18 protein-coding genes are annotated in these 18943 nt (G+C 70.5%); 15 read left to right on the top strand and 3 right to left on the bottom strand.

Going from position 1 to position 18943, the window contains the following annotated elements; translation table 11 throughout:
* The first annotated feature begins 12 nt into the window (after positions 1-12).
* The 10 genes from ABD691_RS23865 to ABD691_RS23820 all read left to right on the top strand — a co-directional run bounded on the left by ABD691_RS23865 (position 13) and on the right by ABD691_RS23820 (position 9462).
* Entirely contained in the window at positions 13-765 is a 753-nt protein-coding gene (locus ABD691_RS23865; RefSeq protein WP_344683257.1) for a DeoR/GlpR family DNA-binding transcription regulator, read from the top strand.
* Positions 762-1706 (top strand): 1-phosphofructokinase, encoded by a 945-nt coding sequence (gene pfkB, locus ABD691_RS23860; protein ID WP_344683255.1) that lies wholly within the window; start codon positions 762-764, stop codon positions 1704-1706. The genes ABD691_RS23865 and pfkB overlap by 4 nt, the downstream gene beginning before the upstream one ends.
* Positions 1703-2155 carry a PTS sugar transporter subunit IIA gene (locus ABD691_RS23855; protein WP_344683253.1) on the top strand — a complete coding sequence of 151 codons (453 nt, stop codon included), beginning with the start codon at positions 1703-1705 and terminating at the stop codon, positions 2153-2155. The genes pfkB and ABD691_RS23855 overlap by 4 nt, the downstream gene beginning before the upstream one ends.
* A complete protein-coding gene (locus tag ABD691_RS23850) occupies positions 2152-3615 on the top strand; it encodes a PTS fructose transporter subunit IIC (protein ID WP_344683251.1) in 1464 nt (487 codons plus the stop codon). Before ABD691_RS23855 ends, ABD691_RS23850 begins: the two co-directional genes overlap by 4 nt.
* A gap of 158 nt (positions 3616-3773) precedes the next feature.
* Complete coding sequence (locus tag ABD691_RS23845) at positions 3774-4064, top strand: HPr family phosphocarrier protein (RefSeq protein WP_344683249.1); 291 nt, start codon at positions 3774-3776, stop codon at positions 4062-4064.
* Positions 4065-4079: 15 nt separating this feature from the next.
* Complete coding sequence (locus ABD691_RS23840; RefSeq protein WP_344683246.1) at positions 4080-5573, top strand: glycoside hydrolase family 32 protein; 1494 nt, start codon at positions 4080-4082, stop codon at positions 5571-5573.
* Positions 5574-5639: 66 nt separating this feature from the next.
* Positions 5640-6206, top strand: coding sequence for a helix-turn-helix domain-containing protein (locus tag ABD691_RS23835; RefSeq protein WP_344683244.1), 567 nt, complete (start codon positions 5640-5642; stop codon positions 6204-6206).
* 927 nt (positions 6207-7133) lie between these two features.
* The gene (locus tag ABD691_RS23830; protein WP_344683242.1) at positions 7134-8288 is read left to right on the top strand and encodes a M24 family metallopeptidase; all 1155 of its coding nucleotides are present in this window, start codon (positions 7134-7136) and stop codon (positions 8286-8288) included.
* Complete coding sequence (locus ABD691_RS23825; RefSeq protein ID WP_425565146.1) at positions 8285-8758, top strand: Lrp/AsnC family transcriptional regulator; 474 nt, start codon at positions 8285-8287, stop codon at positions 8756-8758. Before ABD691_RS23830 ends, ABD691_RS23825 begins: the two co-directional genes overlap by 4 nt.
* 17 nt (positions 8759-8775) lie before the next feature.
* Positions 8776-9462 carry a class I SAM-dependent methyltransferase gene (locus tag ABD691_RS23820; protein WP_344683240.1) on the top strand — a complete coding sequence of 229 codons (687 nt, stop codon included), beginning with the start codon at positions 8776-8778 and terminating at the stop codon, positions 9460-9462.
* A gap of 31 nt (positions 9463-9493) precedes the next feature.
* Here ABD691_RS23820 and ABD691_RS23815 read toward each other — a convergent pair whose 3' ends face one another.
* Entirely contained in the window at positions 9494-10579 is a 1086-nt protein-coding gene (locus ABD691_RS23815) for a GDSL-type esterase/lipase family protein (RefSeq protein ID WP_344683238.1), read from the bottom strand.
* 158 nt (positions 10580-10737) lie between these two features.
* Between ABD691_RS23815 and ABD691_RS23810 the strand changes: the two genes are divergently transcribed.
* The 5 genes from ABD691_RS23810 to ABD691_RS23790 all read left to right on the top strand — a co-directional run bounded on the left by ABD691_RS23810 (position 10738) and on the right by ABD691_RS23790 (position 16555).
* Positions 10738-11346, top strand: a complete 609-nt coding sequence (locus ABD691_RS23810) for an FxsA family protein (protein ID WP_344683236.1) — start codon at positions 10738-10740, stop codon at positions 11344-11346.
* Positions 11347-11480: 134 nt separating this feature from the next.
* Positions 11481-13097 (top strand): amidohydrolase, encoded by a 1617-nt coding sequence (locus ABD691_RS23805; RefSeq protein ID WP_344683233.1) that lies wholly within the window; start codon positions 11481-11483, stop codon positions 13095-13097.
* Positions 13098-13409: 312 nt separating this feature from the next.
* A complete protein-coding gene (locus ABD691_RS23800) occupies positions 13410-14003 on the top strand; it encodes a DUF1707 SHOCT-like domain-containing protein (protein WP_344683231.1) in 594 nt (197 codons plus the stop codon).
* 135 nt (positions 14004-14138) lie between these two features.
* Complete coding sequence (lnt, locus tag ABD691_RS23795) at positions 14139-15710, top strand: apolipoprotein N-acyltransferase (RefSeq protein WP_344683229.1); 1572 nt, start codon at positions 14139-14141, stop codon at positions 15708-15710.
* Between the two features lie 65 nt (positions 15711-15775).
* Positions 15776-16555 carry a polyprenol monophosphomannose synthase gene (locus ABD691_RS23790; RefSeq protein ID WP_344683227.1) on the top strand — a complete coding sequence of 260 codons (780 nt, stop codon included), beginning with the start codon at positions 15776-15778 and terminating at the stop codon, positions 16553-16555.
* Between the two features lie 48 nt (positions 16556-16603).
* Here the strand turns inward: ABD691_RS23790 and ABD691_RS23785 are convergent, their stop codons facing one another.
* Together ABD691_RS23785 and ABD691_RS23780 are read right to left on the bottom strand one after the other, a co-directional pair.
* Complete coding sequence (locus tag ABD691_RS23785) at positions 16604-16948, bottom strand: RNA polymerase-binding protein RbpA (protein ID WP_009945807.1); 345 nt, start codon at positions 16946-16948, stop codon at positions 16604-16606.
* Between the two features lie 486 nt (positions 16949-17434).
* Positions 17435-18841, bottom strand: a complete 1407-nt coding sequence (locus ABD691_RS23780) for an MFS transporter (protein WP_344683221.1) — start codon at positions 18839-18841, stop codon at positions 17435-17437.
* Positions 18842-18943 lie beyond the last annotated feature (102 nt).

The raw sequence follows: 18943 nt of genomic DNA, 5'->3' as shown, positions 1-18943 counted from the left end.
AGGCAAACGGGCATGTATGGGGCGGAGCGGCAACAGCTGCTGGCGCAACGCGCACGCCGCGACGGCCGGATCGACGTGATGGCCGCGGCCGAGGAGTTCGAGGTCGCGCCGGAGACGATCCGCCGCGATCTCGGCGCGCTGGAGCGGCAGGGCCTGGTCCGCCGGGTCTACGGCGGCGCGATCCCGGTCGAGAGGCTGGACTTCGAACCGGGCGTCACGCAGCGGGACCAGACCAACGCCGCGGAGAAGGAGCGCATCGCCCGCGCGGCCTTCGACCTGCTGCCCACGCGGGGCACCCTCCTGCTGGACGCGGGCACCACGACCGGCCGGCTCGCGAGCATGATCCCGGCCGACCGCGAGCTGACGGTCGTGACCAACTCGCTGCCCATCGCCAGCCAGCTGGCGGGCCGCAGCACCGTGCACATGCTCGGCGGCCGGATCCGCGGCACCACGCTGGCCTCGGTCGAGTCGTGGGCGCTCAACGTCCTGGACGGCCTCACCGTCGACGCCGGTTTCTTCGGCACCAACGGCTTCTCGGTGGACCGCGGGTGCACCACGCCCGACCCCGCCGAGTCCGCGGTGAAGGCGGCCATGGTGCGGGCCTGCCGGCGGCGGGTGCTGCTGGCCGACCACAGCAAGTACGGCGACGACCAGTTCAGCCGGTTCGCCGAGCTCGCCGAGATCGACGTGGTCGTCACCGACAGCGGCCTCGACGACGCCGCGGTGGAGGAGCTGAACGCGCAGACGAAGGTGGTGTCGGCGTGATCGTCACGGTGACCCCCAACCCCAGCCTCGACCGCACGATCCTGGTCGGCGGGCTCGTGCGCGGTGCGGTGCACCGGGCCACCCAGGTCCGGCTGGACCCCGGCGGCAAGGGCGTCAACGTCTCTCGCGCCCTGGCCGCGGCCGACCGCCCGACCGTCGCGCTGCTGCCCTCCGGCGGAGCGGAGGGGGCCAGGCTCGCCGAGCTGCTGGCCCCGGAGGCGGTGCCGGTCGTCGAGGTGCCGATCGGCATGCCGACCCGCAGCAACGTGGCGGTGGTCGAGGCGGACGGCACGACGAGCAAGTTCAATGAACCGGGACCGGAGCTGACCCCGGCCGAGGTCGCCGTGCTGGAGACCAGGGCCGGTGAGCTGGCGGGCCGCGCGGACTGGCTGGTGAGCAGCGGAAGCCTGCCCAGCGGCTGCCCGGAGGACCTGCACGCGCGGCTCGTGCGCGTCGGTCACGGCGCGGGCGCCCGGGTCGCGGTGGACGCCTCCGGTCCGGCGCTCGCGGCGGCCTGCGAGGCCGGGCCGGACCTGATCAAACCCAACCTCGCCGAGCTCGCCGAGCTCTCCGGACGCGCGCTCGCGCGGCTGGGCGAGGTGCTCGGGGTGGCGCGGGAGATCCGCGCCGCCGGGGTGGCCGGCGTGCTGGTCAGCCTCGGCGAAGACGGAGCGCTGCTGGTGGACGGGACCGGCGCCTGGCACGCGGCAGGCCCGGCGACCGCGGTGCTCAGCACCGTGGGAGCGGGCGACGCGACGCTGGCCGGGTTCCTGCGCGCCGGCGGCAGCGGGCCGGAGGCGCTGCGGGTCGCGGTCGCCTACGGCACCGCGGCGGTCGGGCTGGCGGGCAGCCGGATGCCCGCACCGGAAGACCTGCGCACGGAAGAAGTCCGTGTGCACGAAGTGGACGAATCACTAAGCCTCAGCGGAGCGGCGGCATGAGCACCGAACTGATCACCACCGAACTCGTCGACCTGGAGCTGACCGCCACCGAGCGGTCCGCGGCCGTCCGGTCGCTGGCCCAGCGCCTGGTCGACGCCGGACGGGTCACCGACATCGAGCGGTTCCTCGCCGACGTCGAGGCCCGCGAGGCGCAGATGCCGACCGGGCTGGAAGGCGGCATCGGCATCCCGCACTGCCGCTCGGCGGCGGTCACCGAACCGACGCTGGCCTTCGGCCGCAGCACCGCCGGGATCGACTTCGGCGCCGAGGACGGGCCCGCGCGGCTCATCTTCCTCATCGCGGCCCCCGAGGGCGGTGGATCCGACCACATGACCGTGCTCGCCGCCCTCGCCCGCCGACTGGTGCGCGCGGAGTTCAAGCAGACGCTGCTGGAAGCCACCGATCCGGCGCAGGTCGCCAAGTACGTCCGCGAGGAGGTCACGCCATGAAGTTCGTCGCGGTCACCGCCTGCCCGACCGGAATCGCCCACACCTACATGGCCGCCGAGGCGCTGGAGCAGGCGGCCAAGGCGGCCGGGGACGAGATCCACGTCGAGACCCAGGGCTCGGCGGGCTCCACCCCGCTGTCGGCGGAGGACATCCGGACCGCCGACGCGGTGGTCTTCGCCGCCGACGTCGGCGTCCAGGACCGCGAGCGGTTCGCGGGCAAGCCCACCGTCGAGGCCACCGTCAAGCAGGCGATCAACGACGCGGCCGGCCTGCTGGACCAGGCCAGGACGACCGCCGAGACCGAGCCGGCACCGGACGCGGCCCAGGCCGGGCCGGAGCCGGAACTGGCGACCAAGGTCGTGGCCGGTGCCGGCATCGGCAGCAAGCTGCGGCAGTGGCTGATGACCGGTGTCAGCTACGTGATCCCGTTCGTGGCCGCGGGCGGGCTGCTCATCGCGCTGAGCTTCGCCCTCGGCGGCTACCAGATCTCCGACGCACCTAGCGTCACCGAGCAGTTCGACCCGGCCAGCCTGCTGAGCTGGGCGGCGCTGGCCAACCAGATCGGGTCGGCGGCGATGGAGTTCCTGGTGCCGGTGCTGGCCGGGTTCATCGCGTTCGCGATGGCCGACCGGCCGGCCATCGCCCCCGGGTTCGTCGGCGGGGCGATCGCGGTCACCGTCGGCGCGGGCTTCCTCGGCGGCCTGGTCGCCGGGCTGCTCGCCGGTGCCGTGGTCGGCGCGCTCAAGCAGATCCGCGTGCCCAGGGCGGTCGCCGGGGTGATGCCGGTGATGGTCCTGCCGCTGCTGGGCACGCTGGTGACGGGCGTGCTCATGTTCGTGGTCATCGGCAAGCCGATCGCGGCGGCCATGACCGGGCTGACCACCTGGCTCAACGGCCTGACCGGCGCGAACGCGGCCCTGCTCGGTGCGTTGCTGGGGGCGATGATCGCCTTCGACATGGGCGGGCCGATCAACAAGGTCGCCTACACCTTCGCCGTCGGCGGGCTCACCACCGGCAGCGAGACGGCACTGGAGATCATGGCGGCGGTGATGGCCGCGGGCATGACCCCGCCGCTGGCGCTCGCCCTGGCCGCCACCGTGCGGCGCAAGCTGTTCAGCCCGGCAGAGCGGGAGAGCGCCCGCCCGGCGTGGCTGCTCGGAGCCTCGTTCATCACCGAGGGCGCGATCCCGTTCGCGGCATCGGATCCGCTGCGCGTGATTCCGTCCATCGTGGTCGGATCGGCCGCCACCGGAGCGCTGTCGATGACCGTGGGAGCGACCCTCCGGGCGCCGCACGGCGGCCTGTTTGTGCTGCCCCTGGTCGGTCAGCCGCTGCTCTACCTGGTGGCGATCGCGGTCGGGGTTGCGGTCTCCGCACTCGCAGTGATCTTCGCCAAGCAGCTCGGCCGCACCAGCGCCGCCGAACCCGTTTCCCCTGGCACGTCCGCAGTTCCCGCCTGACCCCGGACGCGTCCGGCTGTCCCTGTGTGACCCGGACACGTCCGTCCCCAAAGTGCCCCGGGCACGTCCCGCTGTTCCCCGTCCGGCCCGGACACGATCGCTGTTCCCCCCGTCCGACCCCGAAACGTCCGTTGTTCCCGTCTGACAAGGAGATCACCATGCAACGTCGCGTCACGATCGCCTCGGCCGTGGGCCTGCACGCCCGGCCGGCCACGCTGCTCTCGCAGGCCGCCGCGGCCCAACCGGTCCCGGTCCGGATCGCCAAGGTCACCGACGGGGCCGCGGGTGCCGCCGTCGACGCCTCCAGCGTGCTGGGGCTGATGACCCTCGGCGTCCACCACGGCGAGGAGGTCGAGCTCTCCGCCGAAGGCGACTCGGCCGCCACCGTCCTCGAAGAACTCGCCGACCTGCTCTCACGGGACCTGGACAACGAACCGGTGAACGCCTGAGCCGAGGAGGACGGGATGCGCTTACCACGCAGAGGGTTCCTGATCGGTGCGGGCGCGGTGCTCGGCCTCGGCCTGACCACGGCGGCGGCCCCCGCGCGGGGCAGCCGCAAGACCCGCCAGTGGCGGCCGGAGTTCCACTTCACCCCCGAACGCAACTGGATGAACGACCCGAACGGGCTCGTCTTCCACGACGGTGAGTACCACCTGTTCTTCCAGCACAACCCGGAAAGCACCGAACACGCCAACCTCAGCTGGGGTCACGCGGTCAGCACCGACCTGCACAGCTGGGAGGAACTCCAGGTGGCGTTGCTGCCCGACGACCTCGGCGAGATCTACTCGGGCAGCGCGGTGGTGGATCACGACAACACCAGCGGGTTCTTCGACCAGGAACCGGGCCTGGTCGCGATCTACACCAGCGCGGGCGAAACGCAGCAGCAGAGCATCGCCTACAGCACGGACCGGGGCCGCACCTGGACCAAGTACGAGGGAAATCCGGTCATCCCGAACCCCGGCATCGCCGACTTCCGCGACCCGAAGGTCATCCGCCACGGCGAAAAATGGGTGCTGATGCTCGCTGCGGGCGACCGGATCGTCTTCTACGACTCGCCCGATCTGGTGCATTGGAACCGGATCAGCGAGTTCGGGGTGGACCACGGTTCGCACGGCGGCGTGTGGGAGTGCCCGGACCTGTTCGAGCTCCCGGTCGACGGCGACCCCGGCCGCAAGCGCTGGGTGCTCGTCGTCAGCATCAACCCCGGTGGCCCGGCGGGCGGTTCGGCCACCCAGTACTTCGTCGGTGGCTTCGACGGCACGACGTTCACCCCGGACGGGCCGCCGGAGCAAGTCCTGTGGGCCGAGCAGGGGGCGGACTTCTACGCCCCGCAGTCCTGGTCGGACGTGCCGGACCGCCGGATCTGGATCGGTTGGATGAGCAACTGGGACTACGCCAAGCAGGTCCCCACCGATCCGTGGCGCGGGGCGATGACGGTCCCCCGAACCCTCTCGCTGGCCACCACCCCGGCCGGTGTGCGGCTGGTGCAGCGCCCTGTCGAGGAACTCGACGGACGGCGGGGCGAACCGCAGCGGTGGAGTGGAGAGGTGTCGGATCAGCAGCCCGCCCCGGAGTTCTCCGGCGCGGCGCTCGACATCGTCGTGGAGTTCCGGATCGGCTCGTCCACGTCGTTCGGCGTGGACGTCTTCGTGGGAGACGGCCAGCGGACCCGCGTCGGCTACGACGTCGCGGCGCGGCAGCTGTTCGTCGACCGGACGCTGTCGGGGAAGACGGTCGTGAGCCCGGCGTTCCCGGCCCGGCACGCGGCCGAGCTGCTCCCCGACGGAGACGTGGTCCGGATGCGGCTGCTGGTCGACCGCTCCAGCGTCGAGGTCTTCGGCGGACGCGGTGAAACGGTCCTCACCGACCTCGTCCTGCCCGACCCGGGCGAGGTCGTGCGGCCGTTCGCGGAAGGCGGCAAGGTCGAGGTCACGTCGCTGGAGCTGTACCCGATGTGATCCGCCCTCGGTGAAACCGCCAAGATCTCTTGGCAGAGCGATCTTGGCGGTTCTACCGTGGCGATCGTGTTGGAGGAACGGCAGGAACGCGTACTCGACGCCAAAAGCCTTCGCGGACTCGCGCACCCGCTGCGGATCAGGCTGCTGGGCATGCTCCGCACCGACGGTCCGGCCACCGCGACGCAGCTCGCCAACCGGATCGGGGAACGGTCCGGAACGACGAGCTGGCACCTGCGCCAGCTCGCCGAGCACGGCTTCATCGAAGAGGACGCCGAACGCGGCAACAAGCGCGAGCGGTGGTGGCGGGCCAGCCACGAGCTGACGATCCTGGAAGCCGAGAAGTTCACCCGCGATCCCGAGCTGGAAGACGCCCTCGACGTCTACATGCACGAGATCGTCACCACCGCCTACCACCGCAATGGCCAGTTCCTCAGCGAACTGCGGGGCTGGAGCGAGGAGTGGGTGAAGGCCGCGACGGTTTCCGACAGCACCCTGTCACTGAGCCCGTCCGAACTGGCGGAGCTGACCAGGCAGATCGGCAGCCTCGTCGACTGGTACCGCCGCGAGCCCAGGGACGGCGACGAGCAGGTCGTGGTGCAGTTCCAGGCGTTTCCCCGGCGGTGCGCGCGCTAGCCGGCCGGTGGGGCAGCGGCGCGTCCGTCGCTCGCGGAGATGGCGTGCTGTCGGTTCGCAGTGCTGTTGCTGAAAGCTGCGTTGCTTGGCTGTGCTGCGCCGGCTGCAAGCTGGTTGCTCGGCTTGCGCTGTGCCCGCTGTAAGCCGCGTTCCTCGGCTGTGCTGCGTCCGCTGCAGGCTGCGTTGCTTGGCTGCGCTGCAGCCTGATGCAAGTTGCGTTGCTCGGCTGTGCTGCAGCCTGATGCAAGTTGCGTTGCTCGGCTGTGCTGCAGCCTGATGCAAGTTGCGTTGCTTGGCTGCGCTGCGCCCGCTGCAAGCCGCCCTGCTTGGCTGCGCCGCGTCGCTGCAAGCTGCGTTGCTTGGCTGCGCCGCGGCCGATGTAAGCCGCGTTGCTTGGCCGTGCTGCGACCGCTGCAGGCTGCGTTGCTTGGCTGCGCTGCAGCCTGATGCAAGCCGCGTTCCTCGGCTGCGCCGCGCCGGCTGCAAGCTGCGTTGCTTGGCCGTGCTGCGCCCGATGCAGGCCGCGTTGCTTGGCTGCGCCGCGACTGATGCAAGCCGCCTGCTCTGCCGCGATGCCGGTGGCTCATAGCCGCGGCGTTCGGCTGCGGTGACGGGAAAGCTGCGCTGTTCGCTGCGATGCCGCTGTTGCAAGTCGCGCTGGTCGGCTGCGGTGGCTGGAAGCCGCGCTTCTCGGCTGCGACGTCGCTGCCACCAACCGCGCTGCCACAAACCGCGCTGTCGGCTGTGCCGCCGCAAGCTGCGCTTCTCTGCTGCGATGTCACCGTTGCCTGCCGTGGCGCTCGGCCGCGATGCCCGTTCCAGGAAGCCGCGCGGCCGGGACACTGCATGCGGTGAGCCCGGACGGCGGCGCCAGCGCCACCGACCGCCGTCATGGCGCGCGAGCGGCACGGGATTAGGGTTGAGCGCATGGCCACCGTTTCGCTGAAGCAGGATCCGTCCGTGCTCTCGGCTCGCCTGGAGCGAGCCGCCGAAACCGCCGCGAACGCGGATCTCGACGCGCTGCTCGTGTCACCCGGCTCCGATCTGCGCTACCTCGTCGGTGCGGGCGGCGAGTCGTTCGAGCGGCTGAGCTGCCTGGTGCTGCCCGCCGCGGGCCGCGACGCCGCCCCGACGCTGGTCCTGCCGAAGCTGGAAGAGCTCGGCTACGCCGACGTCCCCGCCGAGGCCCTGGGCATCGAGGTCGTCACCTGGGTCGACGGCCAGAGCCCGCACGAGATCGTTGCCGACCTGCTCCGCCGCGGCGGAGCGACGCCCGCCCGCCTCGCTGTCGCCGACGTGATGCCGGCCCTGCACGTGCTCCAGCTGCGCGACGCGCTGCCGGGCGCGGAGCAGGTGCTCGCCGGCTCCGTCCTGCGCGAGCTCCGGATGCGCAAGGACGCGGCCGAGATCGAGGCCCTGCGCAAGGCAGGTGCGGCTATCGACCGCGTCCACGCCCGCATGGCGGAGTTCCTCAAGGCCGGGCGCACCGAGGCCGAGATCGGTGCGGACATCACCGAGGCGATCGTCGCCGAGGGCCACACCGAAGCCGAGTTCGTGATCGTCGGCTCCGGCCCGAACGGCGCCAGCCCGCACCACGCCCTGTCCGACCGGGTGGTCGAGAAGGGCGACGTGGTGGTCGTCGACATCGGCGGCCCGATCGCCGAGGGCTACAACTCCGACTGCACCCGCACCTACGCCGTCGGCGAGCCCGCTCAGACCGACGTGCGGGAGACCTACGCGGTCCTGGAGGCCGCCCAGCGCGCCGCGGTCGAAGCGGTCCGCCCCGGCGCCACCGCCGAGTCGATCGATGCCGCGGCCCGCGAGCCGATCGCCGCCGCCGGTTTCGGCGACTACTTCGTGCACCGCACCGGCCACGGCATCGGACTCGACGTGCACGAGGAGCCCTACATCGTTGGCGGCAACGCGATTCCGCTGGAACCGGGCATGGCGTTCAGCATCGAACCCGGCATCTACCAGCCCGGCCGGTGGGGCGCCCGGATCGAGGACATCGTGATCGTCACCGAGGACGGCGTCGAGAGCGTGAACAACCAGCCGCACGAGTTGGTGGTGCTGCCGGAGTGAGTGACCGAGCAACGACGCCCGCAGGGGATCTGGAAGCAACCGACCGGGCCATCCTGCGCGAACTCGCCCACGACGGCCGATGCAGCTTCACCGAGCTGGCCGAGCGCGTGGGACTGAGCGTCTCGGCCGTGCACCAGCGCGTCCGCAGGCTCGAACAGCGCGGTGCTCTGCAGGGCTACGTGGCCAAAGTGGACGGCGACCAGATCGGGCTGCCGCTGACCGCGTTCATCTCGCTGACGCCGATCGATCCGGCCGCCCCGGACGACTACCCCCAGCGGCTGGAACACCTCCCGCAGATCGAGTCGTGCTATTCGGTCGCGGGCGACGAGTCCTACATCCTCCAGGTGCGAGTGGCCTCGCCGCTCGGCCTGGAGGAGCTGCTGCGGCAGATCCGCGAGGCCGCGAAGGTGTCGACCCGGACCACGGTCGTGCTCTCGACACCGTTCGAGAACCGGCCACCGCAGATCTGACGACCAGGAAGGCAACGGTGTACGACCAGTTCGCCGACGACTACGCCCGCCACTCGGAGAACAGCCCGGCCAACAGGTACTACGACCGCCCCGCCATCCTGGCCCTCGCCGGCGACGTGGCTGGGCAGCGCGTGCTCGAACTCGGCTGCGCTGCCGGAGCCCTGTCCGAGCAGCTGGTCGACCGCGGCGCCGACCTCCACGGCCTGGACCGGGAACCGCGCATGGTCCAGCTGGCCACCGACCGGCTGGGGAACCGTGCGCGGTTCGACGTCGCCGACCTCGGCGAGCCGCTCTCGATGGTCGAATCCGATTCCGTTGATCTCGTGGTTGCCTCCCTGGTTCTGCACTACTTGAAGGACTGGTCCCGACCGCTGGAAGAACTGCACCGATGCCTGGCCCCGGGCGGCTCACTGGTGATGTCGGTGCACCATCCAGCGGCGGACTGGGAATGGGCGGGCTTCCCGGAGTACCTGACGACCACGCAGATCCACGACACCTGGCGGCTGGGGGACCGGTCTGTCCAGGTGTCGTACTACCGACGACCGTTGTCGGAGGTGTTCGGCCAGCTCCACAACGCCGGTTTCACCGTTGACCACCTCGTCGAACCGCGCCCCCTGCCGGAGCTGAGGGACATCGATCCGCGGGCCTTCGAGGAGCTGAACACCAAACCAGCGTTCCTCCACCTGCGAGCCCGCACCGCCTGACCTGGCCGGACGACCCCGCTGGCCGGTCGAATCAGGGGTGCGCCCCCTGCGCAGCCACGTCGGACGTCACGGCGCGGAGGTTCCCGCGCTCGTCCGCCCGGCAGGAGGCGGCCGGAGCCTCGCTCGCCAGGAACTCGCCCAGGCAGCGACCGAACTGGGCGTGCCCGGCAGCATTGGCGTGGAACGACTCCTGCATCGCATGCGGTGCGCGGTTCTCGTCCTCCTTGGTGCCCTGCCAGTCCACGGTGAGCCGGGTGAACCACTCGTTCTCGGCGGTCCGGCCCGGATCCGTGCACGCCTCGTGGCCCCGGCCCGCCTGGGACAGGTCGAGGAAGCGGGCACCGACCTGGTCGGCCACCTCGCGCAGACCGTCCGAGAGCTCCTGAACACCGGTGTCCCGGATCCAGGCCATGTCCTGGGTGAGGAACGGGCACCCGGACAGGTTCTGCAGCGCGGGCACGACCTCCGGCGCGACCGGGGACGCGTAGGACTGCACGACCAGGGAGTAGCTGTCCGGCGCGTAGCCGGCGCTGTCCATGGCGGTGCGGACGTCGTGCAGGGCGGCGAGCACCTTGGGCTTCATCCGCTCCACACGTTCCGGCCACTCCGCACGCATCTGGCCCTCGCACCCGGTGGCCGAACGACCCGCCCACGCCTCCAGGCACCGGAAGACGACATCGCCGAACCCAGGATCGTCGTTGGCTCCGATCTGCACGACGACGTCGGTGATGCGGTAGCGATGCGCCAGCTCGGCCAGCCGCTTGGACTGCGACATCTCCGGATGTCCGGGCGCGGGGTTCGCGCCGACCTGCTCGGCACGGGCTCCCGAGCAGGCGAGGTTGATCGGAGTCACCCCGGCGGGCAGCCGCAGCTGGTGCACGGCGGCAGCAGGCGAGCGGTGGCACCAGTTGCCGTTCTCGCCGTTGGTCCCCGGCTCGTAATTCCCGCCGCCCTCGCCGGACAGCGTGCTGTCGCCGAGCGTCACCACCGCCGACGGCAGCTGCTGCTCGGGCGGTTGGGGCCGCTCCGGCAGGTACCGGGTGCTGACCACGACGGCCAGCACCAGCACCCCCGCGATCACTACGAGGGTGATGATTTTCGACATGTGCGCCCGCATCACCGCGAATTCTATGGCGCAGGCCGTGGATCACGATCCTGGCCGATCGTGGTGCTGCTAACAGTGCCCCGTTCGCGTTTCCTCCCTCCCGTGGGAGCATTTGCCCGGTCTGGGACGTTGGACTGGATGTAAGCCACCGACCGGAGGTTCCCGACATCGTGCCGATCCTGGTGTTGCTCCTCGTCGCCGCCGTCGTCGAGATCAGCGTTCTCGTCGTCATCGGGCAGGCGATAGGACTGCTGCCCACCCTCGGCCTGCTGCTCGCCGCGGCAGTGCTGGGTACCTGGCTGGTGCGCAGGGAAGGACGCCGGACGCTTCGCGAGGTCAACGACGCCTTCCGCGCGAAGCGGCCACCGACCAGGGAACTCGCCGACGGAGTGCTCATCGCGGCGGGCGGGATCCTGATCGTGCTTCCCGGTTTCGTCAGCGACGTGCTCGGGCTGCTGTGCCTGTTCCCGCCGACGCGAGCGCTCCTGCGGGGCAGGCTGCAACGCGCCGCCGAACGCCGTTCCCGGAACGTGCAGGACCAGGTCTGGCTGCACGCCCAGCGCATGCAGCGGGAGCAGGCCGCTGCCGGTAGCGGACCCGCGAACGGTTTCCGGACTCCTGGTGGCGATGTCATCGACGGAGAAGTGGTATCCGTGGACGAGGACGACGAGCCTTCGCCTCGTGGAGATGGGGACACACCGGAGATCCAGGCTCGCTCGCAGCGCTCCGATCGCGGGAACGCGCAGGCAGAGCCGCCGGAGGACCGGCCGGGCCGGTGAGCCGGTCGGCGTGACGTCGACCTCGCCAGACCTGCGGGTAAGCTCGCCGGAACGATCGTGGCCGGGTGGCCGGGACCCCACGGCGTACGACTTACCGCGCAGTAGAACACCCGCAACACGGAAACGACTGGGACATGTCCGACACCACCCTGCTGCTCGGCGGCCGGATCTATTCGCCCGCCGGGCCCGATGCCACCGCGATGGCCGTCATCGGCGGAACCGTCGCCTGGGTCGGCAACGACCAGGTCGGCCGGGCACTGCACCCCGACGCCGAGGTGGTGGACCTCGAAGGCGCGTTCGTCACCCCGGCCTTCGTCGACGCGCACGTGCACGCCACCTCGACGGGGCTGCTGCTGAACGGCCTCGACCTGACCGGTTGCGCTTCCCTCACGGAGTTCCTGCACGCCCTGCGCGACCACGTGGAGGAACATCCCGGAACGCTCGTCTGGGGACACGGGTGGGACGAGACCTGGTGGCCCGAGCGCCGTCCGCCGACTCGTGACGAGATCGATGCCGCTGCCTCCGGCGCGCCGGTCTACCTGTCCAGGATCGACGTGCACTCGGCCCTCGTCTCCACCGCGCTGCTCGCCCGCACGCCGCTGGCGGTCGGCGCCGAGGGGTGGAGCGAGAGCGGGCCGCTGACGCGGGTGGCGCATCACCACGCGCGCCGTGCCGCACGGGAGCTGCTGGGCTCCGCGCAGCGGCGCGAGGCGCAGCTCGAGTTCCTGCGCAATGCCGCGTCCCGCGGTATCGCCAGCGTCCACGAGTGCGCCGGACCCGACATCTCCGGCTCCGACGACCTGGCGGACCTGCTCGCCCTGGCCGGTGAGGGCGGTGTGCCCGAGGTCGTCGGCTACTGGGGAGAGCTGGGCGCGCTCGAACGGGCTCGGCAGCTCGGTGTCCGCGGTCTCGCCGGCGACCTGTTCGTCGATGGTGCGGTGGGCTCGCGCACCGCGGCCCTGCACCAGCCCTACGCGGACGACCCGACCACATCCGGTGTGCTGTACCTGGACGCCGAAGCGGTCGCGGAACATCTCGTCGAATGCACCCGCGCCGGGCTGCAGGCGGGTTTCCACGTCATCGGTGACGCAGGGGTCTCCGAGGTCACCGAAGGCTTCCGCCGGGCGGCGAAGGTGATCGGAACCCCGGCGCTGGCGGGCATGCGGCACCGGTTGGAACACCTCGAGATGGTCGACCTCCAGCAGGCCGCCGAACTCGGCGGCTTCGGGGTCACCGCCTCGGTGCAGCCCGCCTTCGACGCGGCCTGGGGCGGACCGGCGGACATGTACGCGCGGCGCCTCGGCGTCGAGCGCGGAATCCGGCTCAACCCGTACTCCCAGCTGGCGGCCAACGGCGTGCTGCTGGCATTCGGCTCCGACGCCCCGGTGACGCCGCTCGACCCGTGGGGATCCGTGCAGGCGGCGGTGCATCACCGCACGGAGGGTTTCGGCATCTCGCCGCGCGCGGCGTTCACCGCGCACACCCGTGGCGGCTGGCGTGCGGCCGGGGTCGACGACGGCGTCACCGGCACCCTGACTCCCGGCGCACCGGCGACCTACGCGGTGTGGGACGCGGGGGAGCTGGTGGTCGCCGCACCGGATTCCCGTGTGCAGCGCTGGTCCACCGACCCGCGCGCCGGGGTGCCGGGACTGCCGGATCTCACTCCGGGCGCGCCGATGCCGCGTTGCCTGCGCACGGTCCTGCGGGGCGAGACGCTCTACGTCCGGGATTCCGACGAAGACGACAACTAGCACCACCTCCGCGTCCATCGTGGACAGTGGGCGGGGCGCGAGGTCGTCCGGCGGACGACCTCGTTCGTGCTTGCGCCTGCGGGCTTTTCGGACGAACGGCAGCGCGGAGGCGGGCGCCGTCCATTGAGGATTCCGGCATTGAGGATTTCGGTTGGCGAAGTTGCTCGGGTTCTGGCTCATGAGACCGAGTATCCGCGCTCGAACACGCGTTCGTCATCACTTGATCCGGTGAAGAACTCCGCGGCATGGCGGGAAATGCCCGAGACGCCCAAATCCGTGTCGCCGCACCGCCCGACGTCCTAAACTGCCGCCATGGACAGCCCAGACCCGACCGGCGGCCAGTCGTCCAACATCCGTGCCTCCGATGCCGAACGCACCGAGGTCGCGCAGAGACTGACCGACGCGGTGGGGGACGGGCGGCTGACCTTGGTCGAGTACACGCAGCGGGTCGACGCCGCCTACCAGGCCGTCACACGCGGAGAACTCGACGCGCTGGTGGCCGACCTACCGGTCGAGGTGCCGAACCTGCCCGAGGCGCCGACGGACGAGACCAAGCGCCGGTGGAAGCTGGCGATCATGGGCGGCTCCGATTACAAGGGCCGCTGGCGGGTGCCGCGCAGATCCGGGTTCTTCGCGTTGATGGGCGGGTCCACGATCGACCTGCGCGACGCGACGTTGCCCGGCCAGGAGATCGAGATCACGCTTGTGTCGATCATGGGTGGGAGCGACGTGATCGTGCCGCGCGGGGTGCGCGTGGTGGTGGATTCCTCGGACTTCCTGGGCGGCAACAAGGTCGAGGTGGACGAAGACTCGGAAATGCCCAACGCGCCGGTCGTGCGAATCCGCTGCTACTCGATCATGGGCGGCAACGACATCCGGCACCCCAAGGTCAAGGCGGACCGGTGAGGGCGCCGCGACGCCGGGCCGTCCGGGGCCGGTAGCACTCGGCGTACATTTGTCAGTGCGCATGCTGCGCCCTTGCGAGATGTACGTACGTTCCGGGATGTCGCGCCGGAACCACTGGCCGAAAAGGTTGATCAGGTGGTCGTCCCCACGTTGAGTGCGCAACGCCGTGCGAAGGGCGGTGGCGACAAGACCGGAGGACGATCGTCGAACGGCCTGGTGTGGCTGCGGATGCTGCTGGCCGTCGCGGCGGGTTTCTCCGTGTACGCGGTCTCGCCGCCGCATGACGTGTGGTGGCTGGTGCCGATCGCGTTCGCCGCGTTCGTGCTGGTCGTGCACGGTCGGCGGGCTCGGGCGGGGTTCGGTTACGGCCTCTTGTTCGGGTTCTCGTTCATGCTTCCGCTGCTGGGCTGGATCCAGGACTTCCTGGGCGCGCAGTTCGGGCCGTGGCCGTGGCTGGGAGTGGCCGCGGTCGAGGCGTTGTTCTTCGGACTGGCCGGCGCCGGAATGGCCCGGGTGAGCAGACTGCGCGCGGCCCCCGTCTGGATGGCCGCGGTCTTCGTGACGGCCGAGGCCGTGCGGTCGAGCTTCCCATTCGGAGGCTTCCCCTGGGGGCGTTTGGCGTTCACCCAGGCGCGTGGAGCACTGCTGCCGCTGGCGTCGCTGGGCGGCGCTGTTCTGGTGTCCTTCGCGGTCGCCCTGATCGGAGGTGCGGTCGCTCAGATCGTGCTGCGGGCGCGGCGTCGGAGCGGCCTCGTGGCACCCGCCGTGATGGTGGTCGTGCCGGTGCTGGCCGGTCTCGCCGTGCTGCCGACGGTCGGGACCGAGGCGAACGCGGGCACCGCGAAGGTGGCGATCGTCCAGGGCAACGCGCCCAACATCGGGCTCGATCTGCTGTACCAGGACGACGTCCTCCACGACAACCACATGCGGGCGGCAGAGGCGTTCGCCGACGACGTCGACGCGGGCCGCCAGCAGCGCCCGGACTTCGTGATTCTTCCCGAACAGGTCGGTTCCTGGGGGCCGGCCCGCACCGACCCCGCACTGACCCGGATCAGCGCGAAACTCGGCGTCCCCATGCTGGTCGGAGGTCTCGGCGTCGACCAGGACGGCCAGTTGCGCAACAAGATCGTGCGCTGGGATCCGGCCACCGGAGCGGGCGCCGAGTACGACAAACAGCACCTCGTGCCCTTCGCCGAGACGATCCCGATGCGCCCGGTCGCCCGGCTGGTGAGCCCCTTCGTCGACCGCTTCGAGCGCGACATGATCCCCGGCGACCGCCCGGGTGTGCTCGATGCCGGACCGGCGCGGGTCGGGGTGGGCATGTGCTACGACGTCGCCTACGACAACGTGTTCGCCGGAGCCGCGCAGGAGGGCGCGACCCTGCTCGCGGTGCCCACGAACAACGCCTGGTACGGGCACTCGGAGATGAGCTACCAGCAGCTCGCGATGTCCCAGCTCCGGGCGGTGGAGCACAGCCGGTCGGTCGTCGTGGCCGCTACCAGCGGCGTGAGCGCGATCGTGCGGCCCGATGGTTCGATCGTGCAGCAGACGGGTCAGTTCACCGCCCAGAACCTGACCGGTGAGGTGCCCCTACGATCGAACACGACGCTCGCGACGCGGCTTGGCAGCGCCCCGATGTGGGCATTCGCCGCCTTGGGCGCGGGAGCGGTTCTGCTCACCCTCCGGCGGCGTCCGCAGGACGCGTGAGGGTTCCTGGAAAAACGATGTTTCGCGCACTGCCGACGTGGCCCGGCGTCGGCAAGGAGGAATGGATGGCGAACCGGCAAGACGGCTCCACGGGGTGGCAGGGCGCGGCTCTGGTGGTGATCCCGACCTACAACGAGCGGGACAACATCGGCCCGATCGTGGAGCGGCTGCTGACCGCGCTGCCGACGGCGCACGTGCTGATCGTCGACGACGGCAGCCCGGACGGCACCGGCGCGGTCGCCGACGAGCTGGCGGCTGAGGACGAGCGGGTCCACGTGATGCACCGCGTGGAGAAGGCCGGGCTCGGCGCTGCCTACGTCGCCGGGTTCGACTGGGCGCTGCGGCGGGAGTACGACGCGATCATCGAGATGGACGCGGACGGCTCGCACGCTCCAGAGGACCTTCCCCGGCTGCTGGGGCAGCTCGGAGCGGGCGCGGACGTCGTGATCGGGTCGCGGTACGTGCCTGGCGGGCGGGTGGTGAACTGGCCCTGGTACCGGGAGGCCGTGTCGCGCGGGGCGAACCTCTACACCCGCCTCGCGCTGGGCGTGGCCGTCAACGACAGCACCGCGGGTTATCGGGTGTACCGGGGCGAGGTGCTGGAGAAGCTGAGGCTGCACGACGTCGCGTCAGCCGGTTACTGCTTCCAGGTGGACCTGACGCTGCGGGCGCTGGACGCCGGTTTCCGCGTCGTGGAAGCACCGATCACCTTCATCGACCGGGAGGTCGGTGAGTCGAAGATGAGCGGTTCGATCGCCCGCGAGGCGCTGGTGCGGATGACGAAGTGGGGGCTGCGGCGGCGCGGCGCGCAGCTGCGGGACCTGGTGCGCCAGATCCGCCGCTGAACACGGAAAGCGCCTGGGCCGGGGCCCAGGCGCTCGCGGTGTCCTCTGTCAGGCCGAGTGGCTGCGGCGACCACGCAGCATCTCGAGCCGTTCGTTGAGCAGCTCCTCGAGTTCGGGGATGCTGCGGCGCTCCAGCAGCATGTCCCAGTGGGTGCGCGGCGGCTTGGCCTTCTTCTGCTCCGGCTCGCTGCCGTCGACGATCTTCGACTCGGTGCCGTGCAGACGGCATTCCCAGGTCGGCGGGATTTCGGCGTCGTCGGAGAAGGGCACCTCGAACTCGTGGTCCTTGGTGCACGCGTAGCGCACCGTCCGGCGCGGTGCGAGGTCGTGGTTACGGTCGGTCTCGTAGCTGACCGCTCCGAGCCGGCTGCCACGCAGAACGCGATCGGCCATGACGGTTCCTTTCACTTCGGCCCGGAGGGAGTCCAGGCGGTTGTGCTCACCGAGTGCAACGACGGTGGGCCCGTCGTCTGTTCCCGATGTGGGTCTTCTGGTCGCCGTCGGTGACGTTCTTCACCCGTCAACGATGGCTTCTGTCCCTAGAGATGCAGTCGGTCCGCGTTCGTGACGCGTTATCCCCCTGCCAATCTATAGGTGCGTTCGAACGGGTGATAGTGCCAGATGTTCGGTCACCGGGGCCACGTGAGGTCGGGACAAACCCGACACAATGGGATCTAGATCACCACCGCTGATCGTGTTACAGCTGTGCAAATTGATAACAGAATGTAGCGATAGCTTGTTCGGCGGTGCCACGACGCTGTGTACTGGCATATTCCGATCATGAGAGTGACCTCGACGGACAGTGTCACCGGCTTGGAGCAGTCGCCGTTCGACTTCAGCGGGCGACCGGGTGATCACCATGAGCACACAACGAACTGCTCACAGCACGGATGGCGGCCGGTTCCCCACCGCCTCGATGGCCCGGCGCACGGGCACCAGGGCGACCAGGACGAGCCCGACCGCGAAGAACACGACGAGTGAGATGATCGCCAGCCGGAACGATCCCGTCGCCTGCCCGACCCCGGCGAAGACCAGCGGTCCGAGCCACGACGTCGACCGCTCGCCGACCTCGTAGAGCGAGAAGTACTCGGCCTCCTTCCCGACGGGTACCATCTGGCTGAACAACGAGCGGGACAGCGCGTTGGTACCGCCGAGCACGAGACCGATCCCGACCGCCAGGCCGTAGAACTGCATCGCCTGACCGGCCTGCACGAAGTAGGCGGCGGCGAGCACGAGCACCCACACCACCAGGCTGATCATGATCGTCTTCTTGGCGCCGATGCGGCGGGCCACCAGCCCGTGCAGGACCCCGCCGACGAACGCGATGAACTGCACGATCAGCAGCGTGATGATCAGCGAGTCCTGCGGGAGCTTCAGCTCCAGGCTGCCGTACTGCGCCGAGACGTTGGCGACCGTGGCGATGCCGTCGGTGTAGATCATGTAGGCGCCGAGGAACGCGAGCGTCAGCGGGAAGTGGCGCGCCTGCTTCACCGTCGACAGCAGCTGCCGGAACCCGGCCGTGATCACCGACGCGCCGCGCTCGCTGCCTTCGGGACGCTGGTGGCGCCGCAGCGCGGCCAGCGGCAGCAGGGTGAAGGCGGCCCACCACAGACCGGACGAGAAGAAGATCAGCCGGACCGCGGCATCGGTGCTGAGCCCGACTGCGTCGTGGCCGAGGTAGATCACCAGGTGCAGGCCCAGCGCGAGGCCGCCGCCGAGGTACCCGAACGCCCAGCCCCGGGACGACAGCTGGTCCCGTTCGTCGGCGTCGGCCAGCTCGGGGAGGAACGAGTAGTAGACGACCACCGACGCGCCGAAGCAGATGTTGCCCGCGATGAACAGCACCACGCCCAGCTGCCAGTTCGCGCCGCCGACCAGCGCGAGCAGCGAGGTCGCCACGGCACCGCCGAAGGCGAACAGCGCCAGCATCGCCCGCTTGTTCTGGGTCCGGTCGGCGATCGCCCCGGTGATCGGCAGCACCAGGACCTGGATCACGGTCGCCACCGACAGCAGGTACCCCCACAGCGAGCCCGCCGGGAACGTCAGGCCGATGATCGAGATGTCGCACTGCTGGAGCGCGTTGTCACCGGGGCATGCGTTCGGCCCGTTGCGGGCGACGTCGGCGCGGGCGGCCTGGGTGGCGACAGATGTCAGGTAGAGCGAGAGGAACACGGTCGTCACCGATGTCGGGAACACCGAGTTGGCCCAGTCGTACCAGCACCAACCGCGCTGTTCCCGCCGCCGCTGTGCGGCATCCGGGGCGAGCTCGCTGCCCATCACGCTCATCCGTCCGGTCCTCCAAGCCCGTGCTCACCTGTTCGGGGGTACCCGGACTTTACTGGCTCACGGTCACCGCAGAAGGATCACGCACCAACAATGCGTAGTTCC

The organism is Saccharopolyspora taberi, assembly GCF_039534165.1.
GTDB lineage: Bacteria > Actinomycetota > Actinomycetes > Mycobacteriales > Pseudonocardiaceae > Saccharopolyspora_D > Saccharopolyspora_D taberi.
The sequence above is the reverse complement of the archived record's forward strand: the minus strand, read 5'-3'. Positions and strand labels throughout refer to the sequence as shown.